Origin of the sequence: Cupriavidus sp. UME77, assembly GCF_014170355.1 — a bacterium.
In the GTDB taxonomy this organism is placed as follows: domain Bacteria; phylum Pseudomonadota; class Gammaproteobacteria; order Burkholderiales; family Burkholderiaceae; genus Cupriavidus; species Cupriavidus basilensis.
The window spans coordinates 72,711-89,283 of sequence record NZ_LZZU01000018.1; the positions used below are offsets into that span (position 1 = coordinate 72,711).

14 protein-coding genes are annotated in these 16,573 nt (G+C 67.5%); 8 read left to right on the top strand and 6 right to left on the bottom strand.

From position 1 onward, the window contains the following. Window positions 1–74: 74 nt before the first annotated feature. From gatA (A9975_RS07720) to gatB, 4 genes are all read left to right on the top strand, one after another. Window positions 75–1,580, top strand: a complete 1,506-nt coding sequence (gatA, locus tag A9975_RS07720; protein WP_043342788.1) for an Asp-tRNA(Asn)/Glu-tRNA(Gln) amidotransferase subunit GatA — start codon at window positions 75–77, stop codon at window positions 1,578–1,580. Further along, complete coding sequence (locus A9975_RS07725) at window positions 1,577–2,044, top strand: hypothetical protein (protein ID WP_183032102.1); 468 nt, start codon at window positions 1,577–1,579, stop codon at window positions 2,042–2,044. The genes gatA (A9975_RS07720) and A9975_RS07725 overlap by 4 nt, the downstream gene beginning before the upstream one ends. Continuing rightward, the gene (locus tag A9975_RS07730) at window positions 2,041–3,012 is read left to right on the top strand and encodes a dienelactone hydrolase family protein (protein WP_370564114.1); all 972 of its coding nucleotides are present in this window, start codon (window positions 2,041–2,043) and stop codon (window positions 3,010–3,012) included. Before A9975_RS07725 ends, A9975_RS07730 begins: the two co-directional genes overlap by 4 nt. An 86-nt stretch (window positions 3,013–3,098) precedes the next feature. Further along, complete coding sequence (gene gatB, locus A9975_RS07735; RefSeq protein WP_183032104.1) at window positions 3,099–4,559, top strand: Asp-tRNA(Asn)/Glu-tRNA(Gln) amidotransferase subunit GatB; 1,461 nt, start codon at window positions 3,099–3,101, stop codon at window positions 4,557–4,559. Window positions 4,560–5,346: 787 nt separating this feature from the next. Here the strand turns inward: gatB and A9975_RS07740 are convergent. The 6 genes from A9975_RS07740 to A9975_RS07765 all read right to left on the bottom strand — a co-directional run bounded on the left by A9975_RS07740 (window position 5,347) and on the right by A9975_RS07765 (window position 12,532). After that, on the bottom strand, window positions 5,347–6,114 hold the full coding sequence (locus A9975_RS07740) for a ParA family protein (RefSeq protein ID WP_183032105.1): 768 nt from the start codon (window positions 6,112–6,114) through the stop codon (window positions 5,347–5,349). Window positions 6,115–6,196: 82 nt separating this feature from the next. Beyond that, a complete protein-coding gene (gene rodA / locus A9975_RS07745) occupies window positions 6,197–7,339 on the bottom strand; it encodes a rod shape-determining protein RodA (protein ID WP_150993635.1) in 1,143 nt (380 codons plus the stop codon). A 12-nt stretch (window positions 7,340–7,351) separates the two neighbouring features. Further along, the gene (gene mrdA / locus A9975_RS07750; protein WP_183032100.1) at window positions 7,352–9,670 is read right to left on the bottom strand and encodes a penicillin-binding protein 2; all 2,319 of its coding nucleotides are present in this window, start codon (window positions 9,668–9,670) and stop codon (window positions 7,352–7,354) included. A gap of 75 nt (window positions 9,671–9,745) precedes the next feature. Then, window positions 9,746–10,258, bottom strand: a complete 513-nt coding sequence (gene mreD / locus A9975_RS07755) for a rod shape-determining protein MreD (RefSeq protein ID WP_150992634.1) — start codon at window positions 10,256–10,258, stop codon at window positions 9,746–9,748. Beyond that, window positions 10,255–11,283, bottom strand: coding sequence for a rod shape-determining protein MreC (gene mreC / locus A9975_RS07760; RefSeq protein ID WP_183032101.1), 1,029 nt, complete (start codon window positions 11,281–11,283; stop codon window positions 10,255–10,257). The genes mreD and mreC overlap by 4 nt, the downstream gene beginning before the upstream one ends. A 205-nt stretch (window positions 11,284–11,488) precedes the next feature. Then, complete coding sequence (locus A9975_RS07765; RefSeq protein ID WP_035859663.1) at window positions 11,489–12,532, bottom strand: rod shape-determining protein; 1,044 nt, start codon at window positions 12,530–12,532, stop codon at window positions 11,489–11,491. A 639-nt stretch (window positions 12,533–13,171) separates the two neighbouring features. Here A9975_RS07765 and gatC point away from each other — a divergent pair. The 4 genes from gatC (at window position 13,172) to A9975_RS07785 (ending at window position 16,504) form a co-directional block, all read left to right on the top strand. Further along, window positions 13,172–13,471, top strand: a complete 300-nt coding sequence (gene gatC, locus A9975_RS07770; protein WP_006156463.1) for an Asp-tRNA(Asn)/Glu-tRNA(Gln) amidotransferase subunit GatC — start codon at window positions 13,172–13,174, stop codon at window positions 13,469–13,471. Window positions 13,472–13,566: 95 nt separating this feature from the next. Next, on the top strand, window positions 13,567–15,072 hold the full coding sequence (gene gatA, locus A9975_RS07775) for an Asp-tRNA(Asn)/Glu-tRNA(Gln) amidotransferase subunit GatA (protein WP_043342788.1): 1,506 nt from the start codon (window positions 13,567–13,569) through the stop codon (window positions 15,070–15,072). Further along, window positions 15,069–15,536, top strand: coding sequence for a hypothetical protein (locus A9975_RS07780; protein WP_183032102.1), 468 nt, complete (start codon window positions 15,069–15,071; stop codon window positions 15,534–15,536). The genes gatA (A9975_RS07775) and A9975_RS07780 overlap by 4 nt, the downstream gene beginning before the upstream one ends. Further along, window positions 15,533–16,504 (top strand): dienelactone hydrolase family protein, encoded by a 972-nt coding sequence (locus tag A9975_RS07785; RefSeq protein WP_370564114.1) that lies wholly within the window; start codon window positions 15,533–15,535, stop codon window positions 16,502–16,504. The genes A9975_RS07780 and A9975_RS07785 overlap by 4 nt, the downstream gene beginning before the upstream one ends. The last annotated feature ends 69 nt before the right edge of the window (window positions 16,505–16,573 follow it).

Genomic DNA, 16,573 nt, shown 5'->3' on the forward strand with positions numbered 1-16,573 from the left:
TCGACCCAGCGGCTGCGCCGCGCCGCCTCCAGGCTGCGCCGGCAGCCATCACCTGCCAAGCCAAACCGACCGACATGCCCTTTTCCGCAACTTCCGTGACCTCCCTGCGCGAGCTTTCCGACGCGCTGGCGGCCCGCTCCGTTTCCGCCGAAGAACTGGCGCGTGATTACCTGGCCCGTATCGAGCAGGCCGGCGCGCTCAACGCCTTTGTCGACGTCAACCCCGAACTCACCCTGGCGCAGGCCCGCGCCGCCGACGCGCGCCGCGCGCGCGGCGAAGCCGGCCCGCTGACCGGCGTGCCGATCGCCCACAAGGATGTGTTCGTCACCCGTGGCTGGCGCGCCACGGCGGGCTCGCGCATGCTGGCCAACTACGAAAGCCCGTTCGACGCGGCCGTGGTCGAGCGCCTCGCCGCCGCCGGCATGGTCACCCTGGGCAAGACCAATATGGACGAGTTCGCGATGGGCTCGTCCAACGAGAATTCGCACTTCGGCCCGGTCAGGAACCCCTGGGACGCCAGCCGCGTGCCGGGTGGCTCCTCGGGCGGCTCGGCCGCCGCCGTGGCCGCCGGCCTGGCGCCTGCCGCCACCGGCACCGACACCGGCGGCTCGATCCGCCAGCCGGCCTCGTTCTCCGGCATCACCGGCATCAAGCCTACCTATGGCCGCGTGTCTCGCTACGGCATGATCGCCTTCGCCTCCTCGCTCGACCAGGGCGGCCCGATGGCGCATACCGCCGAGGATTGCGCCATGCTGCTGGGCGGCATGGCCGGCTTCGACGAGCGCGACTCCACCAGCGTTGCGCCCGCCCTGGGCGGCGTCGACGAGGACTACACCCGCCTGCTGGGCCAGGCGCGGGCGGGCGCCAGCGCCGGCAAGCCGCTGTCAGGGCTGCGCATCGGCCTGCCCAAGGAGTATTTCGGCAAGGGCCTGGCCGCGGACGTGGAGCAAGCCGTGCGCGCGGCGCTTGCCGAGTACGAAAAGCTGGGCGCCACGCTGGTCGAGGTGTCGCTGCCCAAGACCGAGCTGTCGATCCCCGTGTACTACGTGATCGCGCCGGCCGAGGCATCGTCCAACCTGTCGCGCTTTGACGGCGTGCGCTTTGGCCATCGCGCCGCCGAGTACCGCGACCTGATGGACATGTACAAGAAGACCCGCGCCGAAGGCTTCGGCCCCGAGGTCAAGCGCCGCATCATGGTGGGCGCCTATGTGCTGTCGCACGGCTACTACGACGCCTATTACCTGCAGGCACAAAAGATCCGCCGCATCATCGCTGACGATTTCCAGCGCGCCTTCACCCAGTGCGACGTGATCATGGGCCCGGTGGCGCCTACGGTGGCGTGGAAGCTCGGCGAGAAGAGCGCGGACCCGGTGCAGATGTACCTGGCCGACATCTTCACCCTGTCGACCAGCCTGGCCGGCCTGCCCGGCATGAGCGTGCCCTGCGGGCTGGGCGAGGGTGGCATGCCGGTTGGCCTGCAGCTGATCGGCAACTACTTTGGCGAGGCCGAGCTGCTGCAAACGGCGCACGCCTTCCAGCAGGCAACGGACTGGCACCTGCGCCGGCCCGCGCAGGCATGAGCGCAGCGCGCTGGCTGTCGCGCATCGTGCTCGGCATCGGGCTGGCCGCCGCATTGGCGGCCTGCATCCCGCTGCCGCGCTTTGGCGGCAAGCCCCCGCCCATTGCCAGCCGCGACATCGACCTCGCCGGCGATTGCCGCCGCACCGAGGAAGACGGCTTTCGCGAGGATGCGCAGGTGCGCGTGGCGGACAACACCGTGCAGCAGTTGTCATGGAAGCTGTGGGTGGGCAAGCGCGGCTCGTGCAGTTTCAACCTGGCCGAATTCCGCCAGACCCAGAAGAAGCCGCATATCGAGCTGCGCGCCAATGACGGCAGCGCCTGCAAGCTGATGATCTGGCAGGATCCGCGCCGGGTCACGCTCGCGCACGCCAATTGCGAGGCACGTTGCTCGCCGGGCATCTACGAAGAAGCCTGGCCGGTGATGTTCGAGCCTAGCGGTGGCGGCTGCGCGCAGGCCCGGTGAACCCGCTCAACGCCATGTCACGAACCGCCCACGGTTGCATCGCCGCTCGCCTGAAGGCCTTCAGCCTGGGCGCGTGCGCCTTGCTGCTGGCAAGCCATGCCGTGCTGGCGCGGGCCGTGGTTGCCGCGGCCGGCGAGCGCGCCATGCCGGCGGCGCAGGCGGTGCGTTTCCCGGGCGCCGACGGCGGCCAGCCGCTCAGCGGCTACTGGTTCGTGCCGCAGCACGGCGCCGCGGCCCCGGTGCCGGCAGTACGTGTGGTGATTGCGCTGCACGGCTGCGGCGGCCTGCACCGCAGTGGCGGCGCGGATGCGGCGGCGCTCCAGAGCCGTTACCGCGAGTACGTGCAGTGGCTGACCGCGCGCGGCTACGCGGTGCTGCTGCCCGACAGTTTTGGCCCGCGCGGCAAGCCGGACGGCATCTGCACCGAACGCCTGGACAGCCGCGTCATCGACGACGCCACCCGGCGCGGCGATGTGCTGGCCGCATTGCAGTGGCTCGCGCGACAGCCCGGCGTGGACACTGCGCATATCGTGCTGCTGGGCTGGTCCAACGGTGCGCAGGCGGTGCTTAGTACCATCGACGCCAGCCGCGACTGGCCGGCGGGCGCACCGGCGATCGAGCGCGCCGTGGCTTTTTACCCGGGCTGCAAGAGCGCAGTGCAGCGGCATGAGTACCGTCTGCGCACGCCCCTGCTGCTGCTGACCGGCGGCGCCGACGACTGGACCCCCGCCACCCGCTGCGCCATGCTGCGCGAGGCGGTCGCGGCGCGCCAGCCGGATGCGCGTTTTCGCCTGGAGATCTACCCCGGCGCGTATCACGGCTTTGACGGCACCGAGCCGCTGCGGGTGCGGCGCGATGTGCCCAACGGTTCGCGTCAAGGCCAGGGCGTGACCGTGGGCGGCGACCCGATCTCGCGCGATGCGGCGCTGGCGCAACTGGATTCATGGCTGGCCAGCCCGAATCCGTGACAGAACACGTAGCAGTACATAGTGACACGTAGGCACACGTAGCAAACAAGTAGCAACACATACAGCACACGAACAGGAATACCGCCATGCAATGGGAAGTGGTGATCGGCCTCGAGACGCACACGCAGTTGTCGACGGCCTCCAAGATTTTTTCCGGTGCCTCCACCGCCTTCGGCGCGGCGCCTAACACGCAAGCCTCGCCGGTTGACCTGGCGCTGCCCGGCGTGTTGCCGGTGCTTAACCGCGGCGCGGTCGAGCGCGCCATCCAGTTCGGCCTGGCGATCGGCGCCACCATCGCGCCGCGCAGCATCTTCGCGCGCAAGAATTACTTCTACCCCGACCTGCCCAAGGGCTACCAGATCAGCCAGTACGAGCTGCCGGTGGTGCAGGGCGGCAGCATCAGCATCCAGGTCGAAGGCAAGAAGGGCGAAACCTACGAAAAGACCGTGCAGCTCACGCGCGCCCACCTCGAGGAAGACGCCGGCAAGTCGCTGCATGAAGATTTCGCCGGCATGACCGGCATCGACCTGAACCGCGCCGGCACGCCGCTGCTGGAGATCGTCACCGAGCCCGACATGCGCAGCTCGGCCGAGGCCGTGGCCTACGCCAAAGCCCTGCACGCGCTGGTGATGTGGCTGGGCATCTGCGACGGCAACATGCAGGAAGGCAGCTTCCGCTGCGACGCCAACGTGTCGGTGCGCCCCTACGGCAGCCCCAAGCTGGGCACGCGCCGCGAGATCAAGAACCTGAACTCGTTCCGCTTCCTGCAGCAGGCCATCGACTACGAAGTCCAGTGGCAGATCGCCGAGATCGAGGACGGCCGCGAAATCCAGCAGGCCACCGTGCTGTTCGACCCGGACACCGGCGAGACGCGCGCCATGCGCACCAAGGAAGACGCGCACGATTACCGCTACTTCCCCGACCCCGACCTGCTGCCGCTGGAGATCGACGCCGCCTGGATCGAGCGCGTGAAGTCCGAGCTGCCGGAGCTGCCGGTGGCCATGCAAGCGCGCCTGGTGTCGCAATACGGCTTGTCCGCCTATGACGCCAGCGTGCTGACCGCCTCCAAGTCGCTCGCGAACTATTTCGAAGCGGTGGTCGCCGAAGCCGGCGCGGCCAATGCCAAGCCAGCTGCCAACTGGCTGATGGGCGACGTGTCGTCGCTGCTCAACCGCGAAGGCATCGCGCTGGAAGCCGCCCCGGTCAAGCCGGCACAGCTGGCCAAGCTGCTGGTGCGCATTGCCGACGGCACGGTGTCCAACAACACGGCCAAGAAGGATGTCTTCCCGGCCATGTGGGCGGGCGAGGAAGGTGCCGACGCCGACGCCATCATCGCGGCCAAGGGCCTCAAGCAGATGTCCGACTCGGGCGAGCTGGAGAAGATCATCGACGACGTGCTGGCTGCCAATGCGAAGTCGGTGGAAGAGTTCCGTGCTGGCAAGGAGAAGGCGTTCAATGCGCTGGTGGGGCAGGCGATGAAGGCCACCAAGGGTAAGGGGAATCCTGCTCAGGTGAATGAGTTGTTGAAGAGGAAGTTGGGGGCGTAGCGTGTAGGGGGTGTAGGGGCTTTTGGGGGGCTTTCGCTGTTTATTTCGTCGGCGTTGGTTTTTGGACCCAAGAGCCATACGACATCCCCCTGCGGGGGCTGCCGGTCACTCTTCTTTGCGTCGGCAAAGAAGACTAACGAGAAGAAAGCCGACCCTGCCGGGGGCAGAGCAATCGCGGGTGCGAGGGACGCTGGTTTCGTCGTATGGCCTCAGTTCTGCTGGCATCTGCCGGTACCGGTTTGAAGGGCCACGATGCCGCCGATTTCCGGGATGCGTGGTACGGCCCCCGGTAGCAGAATCCTTGCCCATTCGGCCATCTGCCGTTACCGGCGCGATGCACCACGACACATCGCCCGCCAACGGTTTCGTGGTGGGGCGGGCGCGGTGGTGAAGGTCTCGGGCCAATCAAGGCGGTGCCACCGCGCCCACGACGGGACCGGTGCGCTTGCAACTTCGTGGCCGGCCGCGCCGCGAGCGACAGACGGCGTGAAGCAAGTGGTGTCTACTACCGGGGGCCTCACCACGAATCCCGGAGGCTGGCAGGTTCGTGGCTAGTCAAGCCGGTACCGGCAGATGCCCGCCAACACTCCGGGCCGTACGACGCAACCACTGAGGCCGGACAGCCTTATTGCTCTGCTCCCGGCAGGGTCGGCTTTCTTCTCGTTAGTCTTCTTTGCCGACGCAAAGAAGAGTGACCGGCAGCCCCCGCAGGGGGATGTCGTATGGCTGTTGGGTCCAAAAACCATCGCCGATGAAATAAACAGCGACCAACGCCGCAAGGCAACCCCTATCCCACCAACTCCCGATGCAAAGCCAAATACTCCAACGCCAACTTATGCCTCGGATCCAGGTGAATCATCGGCATCGCATGCTGATGCGACTCCCGGATCTTCACCGACGACGACAACCGTGAATTCAACACCGGCAGCCCTTCGCCGACCAGTTCCTCCACCAGTTGCAACGGCAGGGTGGCGCGCGGCTGGAACTGGTTGATCACGATCCCTTCGACTTCCAGGTCCGCGTTGTGGTCGTGCTGGATCTCTTTCACGTTGTCGAGCAGCGTGTAGAGCGCGCGGCGGGAGAAGTCGTCGCAGTCGAAGGGAATCAGGCAGCGCTGGACCGCAATCAGCGCGGAGCGGGTGTAGAAGTTCAGCGCGGGCGGGGTATCGATGTAGATGGCGTCGTACGTTTCTTCCAGCTCGATCAGCGCGTCGCGCAGCTTGTAGATCTTGTAGCGGGATTCGAGCTTGCCGTGCAGCGTATCGAGCTCGGGATGGGCGGGCATCACATCGAGGTTTTCGAACGGCGTGGCGTGGATGAACGCGGTGACATCCAGCGGCTTGAAGCTGTATGTGAGCGCGGTCTCGAAGAAGTCGGCCACCGTCGGGGTGGCCTCGGCGGCGTGCGCGCCGAGCAGGTACTGGCTGGAGTTGCCTTGCGCATCGAGGTCGATGACCAGGGTGCGCAGGCCTTCGCTGGCACTGATGGCCGCCAGGTTGCAGACGATGGTCGACTTGCCGACTCCGCCCTTCTGATTGAATACGACGCGCCGCATTTGAGCCCTTGGAGGTGAACGTTCCAAAGGACAGAGGATACCTTAGCCAGGTGTCATTTCAGCGGCCAAATCGCATGCCAGGCTATGTTTGTATCAGCCGCTTTTGCCGCGAGATGCTCATCAGGATCCCGATGCCCATGCCCAGCGTCACCAGCGCCGTTCCCCCATAGCTCAACAGCGGCAACGGCACGCCCACCACGGGCAGGATGCCGCTCACCATGCCCATGTTCACGAAGGCATAGGTGAAGAAGATCAGCGTGATCGACCCCGCCAGCAGCCGCGAGAACAGCGTCGGCGCGTTGGCCGCGATGTACAGCCCGCGGAAGATCAGCAGCAGGTAGAGCACCAGCAGCACGGCGTTGCCGATCAGTCCGAACTCTTCGGAGAACACGGCGAAGATGAAGTCGGTGTGCTTCTCGGGGATGAACTCGAGGTGCGTCTGCGTGCCCTTGAGCCAGCCTTTGCCGAACACGCCGCCGGAGCCGATGGCGATGATGGACTGGATGGTGTGAAAGCCCTTGCCGAGCGGGTCGGTGGTGGGGTCCAGCAGCGTGCAGATGCGGTGTTGCTGGTAGTCATGCAGGATCGGCCAGTTCACGCCGGGGGCGCAGATATCGTGCTCGAAGCTGACCAGTGCGGTGATGGCGACCACCGCGATGGCAAGCAGCGGCAGGATGATCTTCCACGACAGGCCGGCGAAATAGATCACATAGAGGCCGGCGGCCATCACCAGCAGGCCGGTGCCGAGGTCGGGCTGCTTGGCGATCAGGCCCACGGGAACGCCGAGCAGCACCAGCGCCAGCACAAAGTCGAACCACCTGACCGAGCCCTCCCGCTTCTGGAAGTACCACGCCAGCATCAGCGGCATGGCGATCTTCATGATCTCGGAGGGCTGGATCACCATGCCGACGTAGAGCCAGCGCCGCGCGCCCTTGCGGATCAAGCCGAACATGGCCACCGCCACCAGCAGAGCCACGCCGACCGTATAGAGCGGCACCGCCACCCGCATCAGCGTCTGGGTTGGCAGGTAAGCGATGACCCACATCACGAGGTAGGACAGCAGGATGTTGCGCAACTGGTCCTCGACCCGGCCGGGCATGTCGATGGCGGCGGAGTAGAGCGCCACGATGCCGGTGGCGAACAGCAGGAAGACGATGAGCGCGAGCGGCTTGTCAAAGCCGGTCAGGGCCGTCTTGATGAACGATAGGACGCGGCGGCGATCCATGGCGCGTCTCCTTCAGCGTGAAGCGTTGCCGCCGGCCGCGGTGGGCGCGGTTGCCGGTTTGGCGCGGGGTTTCGAACTGGCGGGCGCCATGACGGGCGACGTGGCCGGAGCGGGGGGCGGCGCAGGGCGGCTGTGGCCGAGGGCCTGCGCCATGCGCTGGTCCAGCGTCTGCACCGCCGAGGCGGGTGGGATGGCGGCGGGGTCGATCACCGGCGCCATCACGGCAGAGGCGGCCGTGGCGGAGGCGCCGGCACGGGCTGCCACCCGCGCCGCCGGCACGCTGGCGCCTTCGCTGGTGGCGGCGGCTTCGCTTGCGCCCATGACGGTGGCGCTGGCGATGCTGGCGGTGTGGCCGGTGGTAAACACGCTGGGCGTATCCACGGGCGGCTTGCCGCCGGCGCGTTCGGACGCGGGCGGGGCGATGTTCGCCAGTTCTTCCGGCCACTTGCCCGTCAAATAGTAATCCATCACCTTGCGCGCGATCGGCGCGGCCACGGCACCGCCGAAGCCGGCGTTCTCCACGATCATCGCCAGCGCGATCTTCGGGTTGTCGGCGGGAGCGAATGCGGTATAGAGCGCGTGGTCGCGCTTGCGCTCGTCCAGCGCGTGGTGGTTGTACTTCTCGTTCTTGCCCATGGTGAAGGTCTGCGCCGTCCCGGTCTTGCCGGCGGACTCATAGGCGGCGCCGGCGAATGCGCGGGCGGCGGTGCCCGAGTGCGTCACGCCGACCATGGCGCGCTTGATCACGTCGATATCCGACTGCTTGAGCGGCAGGCGGTAGCTTTCCTTGGGCACGGTGAGCTCGCGCTCGCGGCTGACCGAATCTTCCACCGCCTTGACCAGGTGGGGCTTCATCGCGATGCCGTTGTTGACCAGGATGGAGGTGGCGTTGGCCAGCTGCAGGATGGTGAAGCTGTTGTAGCCCTGGCCGATCCCCAGCGAGATGGTTTCGCCGTCATACCATTTCTGCTGCTCGGGCTTGCGGTAGGCGCGGCGCTTCCAGTCGGTGGAGGGCAGGATGCCGCGGCTCTCGCCTTCGATGTCGATGCCGGTGATCTGGCCGAAGCCCAGCGGCTTCATGAAGTCGTGGATGCCGTTGACGCCCATGTCGCGCGCCAGCATGTAGTAATAGGTGTCGCACGACTGCACGATGGAGGCGTTCATGTCCACCCAGCCGTGGCCGCCTGGCTTGTCGTCGCGGAAGGTGTGGTTGCCCAGCGTGAACGAGCCCGGATCGTGGAAGCCCCAGGCCGCGGTGCGCTTGCCGGTGGTGAGTGCCGCCAGCGCCATGAACGGCTTGTAGGTGGAGCCGGGCGGGTAGGTGCCGCGCAGCGGGCGGTTCAAGAGCGGCTTGTCGGGCGAGCCGTTGAGCTCGTTCCAGGTATTGGTGTCGATGCCTTCGACGAACAGGTTGGGGTCGTAGGTCGGCTTGGAGACAAAGGCCAGGATGTCGCCCGTGGCCGGCTCGATCGCCACCAGCGCGCCGCGCTTGTCGCCAAACAGCGCTTCGGCCAGTTGCTGCAGGCGGATGTCGAGCGACAGGATCAGGTTGTTGCCGGGCGTGGCGGGGGAGGTGGATAGCGTGCGGATGGGGCGCCCGCCCGCGCTCACTTCCACTTCCTCGAACCCGGTCAGGCCGTGCAGCTCGGTCTCGTAGCTTTGCTCGATGCCGATCTTGCCGATGTAGTTGGAGCCTTTGTAGTTGTCGGCGTCCTTGCGCGGATCGTATTTGGCGCCTTCGGCGCTGTTGGCCTCGTCCATGGCCTCGATGCGTTCCTGGTCGCGTTGCGAGATGCGGCCCAGGTAGCCGATCACGTGCGAGGCGGACTCGCCCAGCGGGTACTGGCGGAACAGCCGGGCACGCACGTCCACGCCCGGAAAGCGGAAGCGCTGGGCGGAGAAGCGCGCCACTTCCTCGTCGGTGAGCTGGCTGCGGATCGGCAGGCTTTCGAAGCTGCGCGACTCCTCCATCAGGCGCTTGAAGCGGCGGCGGTCGCGCGGCTGGATGTCGATCAGCTGGGCCAGTTCCTCGATGGTGTTGTCGAGCGTGTCGGACAGCTTGGACGGGGTGATTTCCAGCGTGTAGGCGGAATAGTTGCGCGCCAGCACCACGCCGTTGCGGTCCATGATGATGCCGCGGTTGGGCTCGATCGGCGCCACCGAGATGCGGTTGTCCTCGGCCTTGGCCGAGTACTGGTCATGCTTGTACCACTGCAGCCACAGGAAACGGCTGAACAGCAGGCCGAAGCAGATCACGGCAAACAGGCCCGCCGCCGCTACGCGGATGCGGAAGCGGCCGAGCTCCTGTTCGACATTGCGTATTTCGGTCATGGTACTGCGTCAGCCTTGCGGTTTGCCGCGCCCCCCAGGGGGGGGGCGCGGCGGGACTTCGGTTGGGGTAAAGCGTCAGATCGGCCGGGTTTCGTCCACGTCGGCGCTGCGGCGCTGCGGCGCCAGCAGCATGCCGGTGGCCAGCGGCCACAGCAGCGCTTCGATGCCCGGCGCCAGCAGCAATTGCCAGCCGGGCAGCGGCGCGCCCATGGCCAGGCGGATCAGCACCGGCACGGCGTGGGCGATAAACAGCAGCGGCAGCACGTGCAGGGCCTGGGTATAGACCGTGAACCACAGCACGCGGCGATGGATGGTGATGGCGAAGTACGCCAGCAGCGAGTAGGCCATGGCGTGCTCGCCCAGCAGGCGCGCGTCATGCACGTCCATCAGCAGGCCGAGCGCGAAGGCCACACCCATGCCGACCTTGCGCGGCTGGTGGATGTTCCAGAACACCAGCACCAGCGCCACCATGTCGGGCACCCACAGCGTGGTGCCCCAGGGCATCAGGTTGAACAGGAAGGCCAGCACGAAACTCAGCGCGATAAACGCGGGGTTGACCGGGCGCAGCAGGTATTGGGGATTGGTCAACGCTTGGGCTCCTTGGCCGGGGCGGGCTTGTCGGCGGGCTTTTCCGACGGCTTGTCAGCAGGCTTGTCGGCGGGCTTCTCGGCCGGCCGCTCTCCTGAGCGTTCGGCATCCCGCACGCCCGGGCGGTTCGCCCTGACGCTTCGTGCTTCCTTGGCGTCGCGTGGGCCGTCGATGGACTCGCGCGGCGGCAACTGCGCTTCGTAGCGGATCACCAGCAACTGGCGGTGCGAACGCACGCCGGCCACCGGTTCGCAGTACACGCGCGAGAAGGCAGTATCGGCCTTGCGCTCGATCTGGACGATCTTGGCCACCGGCAGGCCTGGCGGGTAGGTGCCGTCCAGGCCGGAGGTCACCAGCAGGTCGCCCTGCTGTAGGTCGGCCGAGGCGGCCATGAAGCGCAGGTCGAGCAGGCCGGCGCGGGCGCCGCCAAAGGCCACGCTGCGCAAGCCGTTGCGCACTACCTGCACGGGAATGGCCTGCTCCTTGTCGGTCAGCAGCGTGACTTCCGACTGGAACGGCGAAACCCGCGTGATCTGGCCGATCACGCCGCGTTCGTCGATCACGGGGTAGCCCGCGCGCAGGCCATGCTGGCTGCCGCGGTCGATCACGATGCGCTGGCTATAGGGGTCGCGGGCGTCGTACAGGATCTCGGCCGCCGTCACCGGCGTGGCCGACTGCTGCACCAGGCCAAGCAGCTTGCGCAGCTGGTTGTTCTCGGCCTCGAGCTGGGACTGGCGCACCGCACCCTCGGCCTCGGTCACCATGCGGCGCTTGAGGTCGCGGTTCTCGCTGGCGAGGGTGGCGGAAGACTGGGCGTAGTCGAACGTGGCGCGCAGCGCGTCGCGCGGCACCAGCACCGTGCGCTCCACCGGCATCAGCACGGTGGCGGCAACCTGGCGCACCACGCGCAGGGCGTCAAAGCGCGCGTCAACGATGAGCAGCGCCAGCGCGATCGTCACATAGAAGACGAGGCGCGCAACGGCGGAAGTGCCCTGCTTGAAGAGCGGCGGCGGAGTGTAATCCATTTACCCGTGCGCTGGCAGAAAGGTCCCCCGGTGCCGCAGGCACGACTGCGCCGCGGCACGCCAGCCGGAGTGGCTGGGGCGTCGCGGCACGGTGTGGTGCACGGGGGCTGGCCGGGTCGTCGGGAGGGTAGCGCGGCAAGGCGCTGCCCCGACCAGGTAGTCCGGCAGGCCGCGTCGCGCCACGTGCGAATCCTCTGCTTACGCTTTATTCGTAAGAGAAGATGCTGCCGAGCTTGTCCATGCGCTCGAGCGCCATGCCGGAGCCGCGCACCACGCAGGTCAGCGGGTCTTCGGCGACCAGCACCGGCAGGCCGGTTTCCTCGGCCAGCAGGCGATCCAGGTCGCGCAGCAGCGCGCCGCCGCCGGTCAGCATCATGCCGCGCTCGGCGATGTCGGCGCCGAGTTCCGGCGGGGTTTGTTCCAGCGCGATCTTGACGGCCGACACGATCTGGTTGAGCGGATCGGTCAGGGCTTCCAGGATTTCGTTGGACGACACCGTGAAGGCGCGCGGGATGCCTTCGGACAGGTTGCGGCCCTTGACTTCCATTTCGCGGACTTCGGAGCCGGGGAACGCCGAACCGATGGCCTTCTTGATGGCTTCGGCGGTCTGCTCGCCGATCAGCATGCCGTAGTTGCGGCGGATGTAGTTGACGATGGCTTCGTCGAACTTGTCGCCGCCCACGCGCACCGAGCCCTTGTAGACCATGCCGCCCAGCGAGATGATGCCCACCTCGGTGGTGCCGCCGCCGATATCCACCACCATCGAGCCCGACGGCTCCGACACGGGCAGGCCGGCGCCGATCGCGGCCGACATCGGCTCCTCGATCAGGTACACCTGGCTGGCGCCGGCGCCCAGCGCCGATTCGCGGATGGCGCGGCGCTCGACCTGGGTCGAGCCGCAGGGCACGCAGATGATGATGCGCGGCGAGGGGCGCAGCAGCTTGGTGTCGTGCACCATCTTGATGAACTGCTTGAGCATCTGCTCGGTGACCGTGAAGTCGGCGATCACGCCGTCTTTCATCGGGCGGATCGCTTCGATGTTGCCCGGTACCTTGCCCAGCATCTGCTTGGCTTCCTTGCCCACCGCCTGGATCGTCTTCTTGGCGTTGGGTCCGCCTTCCTGGCGGATGGCGACCACGGACGGCTCGTCAAGGACGATGCCCTTGTCACGCATATAGATCAGGGTGTTGGCGGTGCCGAGGTCGATCGCGAGATCGTTGGAGAAGTAGCTGCGGAGAAATCCGAACATCAGGAATCCTGTTTTCTGGTGGTTCGCGAGTATGCGAAGTGGCCGGCGCCGCTGCGGGGCCAGCCACGATATTCATAGCGACGGGTAGTATTAAGGCCCCCGATCGTCCGGTGGGGCCGGCGCCGTTGCCAGTCCGCGTTGTCATACGCTGCGAACTGCCAGGGCCAGGGCCGCCAACCAAGGCCGCTTTGCCGGGTGGCGAAAGCAGCCTCTACGGGAACCTTTGATTAGACCACGCGCGAAAGTTCGGTGGAACGGCGCTGCAATTACAAATTAATTGCTGGCGGGGGCGGCCTAATCGGAGGAACCTGTCTGTCATCCCTTGGGTGCCTTCAACCCCGCACCGGCGGGGGCGGTCGGGCCACATGGCCAGTGCTGGCCGGCCCGGGTGCCGGAGTACGCCGCCGGGGTGTCCCGCCGGAGTGTCGGGAAAAGCTCCGGAGGAGGCGGTTTTGCACCAATGTGACGAAGGCGCGGCCAAAGGATGGCAACGCGCAATGATACCTTATAATTCCCCCTGTTTCGGGGGCTTCTTCCTCGAAAAAACCTGTAACTTTGACGATTCCCGGGCGCTCCCGGCAGCACTTGCCCGGCCCGCCCCGGCCGCGCCCGCATCGCCTTTCGCACCGACCCCAAGCCATGGCTCTCGACCTATCCGACGTCAAGCGCATCGCCCACCTTGCCCGCATCGAAATCAACGATGACGAGGCTGGGCAGACGCTTGTGCAGCTCAATCAATTCTTCTCCCTGGTCGAACAGATGCAGGCGGTCGACACCACCGGCATCGTGCCGCTGGCCCACCCGCTGTCCGCGGTGCGCGAGATGTCGCAGCGGCTGCGCGACGACGTGGTCACCGAGCCCAGCCGCCGCGAGGACTACCAGCGTCCCGCCCCGGCCACCGAAGGCGGCCTCTACCTGGTGCCCAAGGTCATCGAATAAAGGTCGGACGCACCCCGGCCCTCGACCCAGCGGCTGCGCCGCGCCGCCTCCAGGCTGCGCCGGCAGCCATCACCTGCCAAGCCAAACCGACCGACATGCCCTTTTCCGCAACTTCCGTGACCTCCCTGCGCGAGCTTTCCGACGCGCTGGCGGCCCGCTCCGTTTCCGCCGAAGAACTGGCGCGTGATTACCTGGCCCGTATCGAGCAGGCCGGCGCGCTCAACGCCTTTGTCGACGTCAACCCCGAACTCACCCTGGCGCAGGCCCGCGCCGCCGACGCGCGCCGCGCGCGCGGCGAAGCCGGCCCGCTGACCGGCGTGCCGATCGCCCACAAGGATGTGTTCGTCACCCGTGGCTGGCGCGCCACGGCGGGCTCGCGCATGCTGGCCAACTACGAAAGCCCGTTCGACGCGGCCGTGGTCGAGCGCCTCGCCGCCGCCGGCATGGTCACCCTGGGCAAGACCAATATGGACGAGTTCGCGATGGGCTCGTCCAACGAGAATTCGCACTTCGGCCCGGTCAGGAACCCCTGGGACGCCAGCCGCGTGCCGGGTGGCTCCTCGGGCGGCTCGGCCGCCGCCGTGGCCGCCGGCCTGGCGCCTGCCGCCACCGGCACCGACACCGGCGGCTCGATCCGCCAGCCGGCCTCGTTCTCCGGCATCACCGGCATCAAGCCTACCTATGGCCGCGTGTCTCGCTACGGCATGATCGCCTTCGCCTCCTCGCTCGACCAGGGCGGCCCGATGGCGCATACCGCCGAGGATTGCGCCATGCTGCTGGGCGGCATGGCCGGCTTCGACGAGCGCGACTCCACCAGCGTTGCGCCCGCCCTGGGCGGCGTCGACGAGGACTACACCCGCCTGCTGGGCCAGGCGCGGGCGGGCGCCAGCGCCGGCAAGCCGCTGTCAGGGCTGCGCATCGGCCTGCCCAAGGAGTATTTCGGCAAGGGCCTGGCCGCGGACGTGGAGCAAGCCGTGCGCGCGGCGCTTGCCGAGTACGAAAAGCTGGGCGCCACGCTGGTCGAGGTGTCGCTGCCCAAGACCGAGCTGTCGATCCCCGTGTACTACGTGATCGCGCCGGCCGAGGCATCGTCCAACCTGTCGCGCTTTGACGGCGTGCGCTTTGGCCATCGCGCCGCCGAGTACCGCGACCTGATGGACATGTACAAGAAGACCCGCGCCGAAGGCTTCGGCCCCGAGGTCAAGCGCCGCATCATGGTGGGCGCCTATGTGCTGTCGCACGGCTACTACGACGCCTATTACCTGCAGGCACAAAAGATCCGCCGCATCATCGCTGACGATTTCCAGCGCGCCTTCACCCAGTGCGACGTGATCATGGGCCCGGTGGCGCCTACGGTGGCGTGGAAGCTCGGCGAGAAGAGCGCGGACCCGGTGCAGATGTACCTGGCCGACATCTTCACCCTGTCGACCAGCCTGGCCGGCCTGCCCGGCATGAGCGTGCCCTGCGGGCTGGGCGAGGGTGGCATGCCGGTTGGCCTGCAGCTGATCGGCAACTACTTTGGCGAGGCCGAGCTGCTGCAAACGGCGCACGCCTTCCAGCAGGCAACGGACTGGCACCTGCGCCGGCCCGCGCAGGCATGAGCGCAGCGCGCTGGCTGTCGCGCATCGTGCTCGGCATCGGGCTGGCCGCCGCATTGGCGGCCTGCATCCCGCTGCCGCGCTTTGGCGGCAAGCCCCCGCCCATTGCCAGCCGCGACATCGACCTCGCCGGCGATTGCCGCCGCACCGAGGAAGACGGCTTTCGCGAGGATGCGCAGGTGCGCGTGGCGGACAACACCGTGCAGCAGTTGTCATGGAAGCTGTGGGTGGGCAAGCGCGGCTCGTGCAGTTTCAACCTGGCCGAATTCCGCCAGACCCAGAAGAAGCCGCATATCGAGCTGCGCGCCAATGACGGCAGCGCCTGCAAGCTGATGATCTGGCAGGATCCGCGCCGGGTCACGCTCGCGCACGCCAATTGCGAGGCACGTTGCTCGCCGGGCATCTACGAAGAAGCCTGGCCGGTGATGTTCGAGCCTAGCGGTGGCGGCTGCGCGCAGGCCCGGTGAACCCGCTCAACGCCATGTCACGAACCGCCCACGGTTGCATCGCCGCTCGCCTGAAGGCCTTCAGCCTGGGCGCGTGCGCCTTGCTGCTGGCAAGCCATGCCGTGCTGGCGCGGGCCGTGGTTGCCGCGGCCGGCGAGCGCGCCATGCCGGCGGCGCAGGCGGTGCGTTTCCCGGGCGCCGACGGCGGCCAGCCGCTCAGCGGCTACTGGTTCGTGCCGCAGCACGGCGCCGCGGCCCCGGTGCCGGCAGTACGTGTGGTGATTGCGCTGCACGGCTGCGGCGGCCTGCACCGCAGTGGCGGCGCGGATGCGGCGGCGCTCCAGAGCCGTTACCGCGAGTACGTGCAGTGGCTGACCGCGCGCGGCTACGCGGTGCTGCTGCCCGACAGTTTTGGCCCGCGCGGCAAGCCGGACGGCATCTGCACCGAACGCCTGGACAGCCGCGTCATCGACGACGCCACCCGGCGCGGCGATGTGCTGGCCGCATTGCAGTGGCTCGCGCGACAGCCCGGCGTGGACACTGCGCATATCGTGCTGCTGGGCTGGTCCAACGGTGCGCAGGCGGTGCTTAGTACCATCGACGCCAGCCGCGACTGGCCGGCGGGCGCACCGGCGATCGAGCGCGCCGTGGCTTTTTACCCGGGCTGCAAGAGCGCAGTGCAGCGGCATGAGTACCGTCTGCGCACGCCCCTGCTGCTGCTGACCGGCGGCGCCGACGACTGGACCCCCGCCACCCGCTGCGCCATGCTGCGCGAGGCGGTCGCGGCGCGCCAGCCGGATGCGCGTTTTCGCCTGGAGATCTACCCCGGCGCGTATCACGGCTTTGACGGCACCGAGCCGCTGCGGGTGCGGCGCGATGTGCCCAACGGTTCGCGTCAAGGCCAGGGCGTGACCGTGGGCGGCGACCCGATCTCGCGCGATGCGGCGCTGGCGCAACTGGATTCATGGCTGGCCAGCCCGAATCCGTGACAGAACACGTAGCAGTACATAGTGACACGTAGGCACACGTAGCAAACAAGTAGCAACACATACAGCACA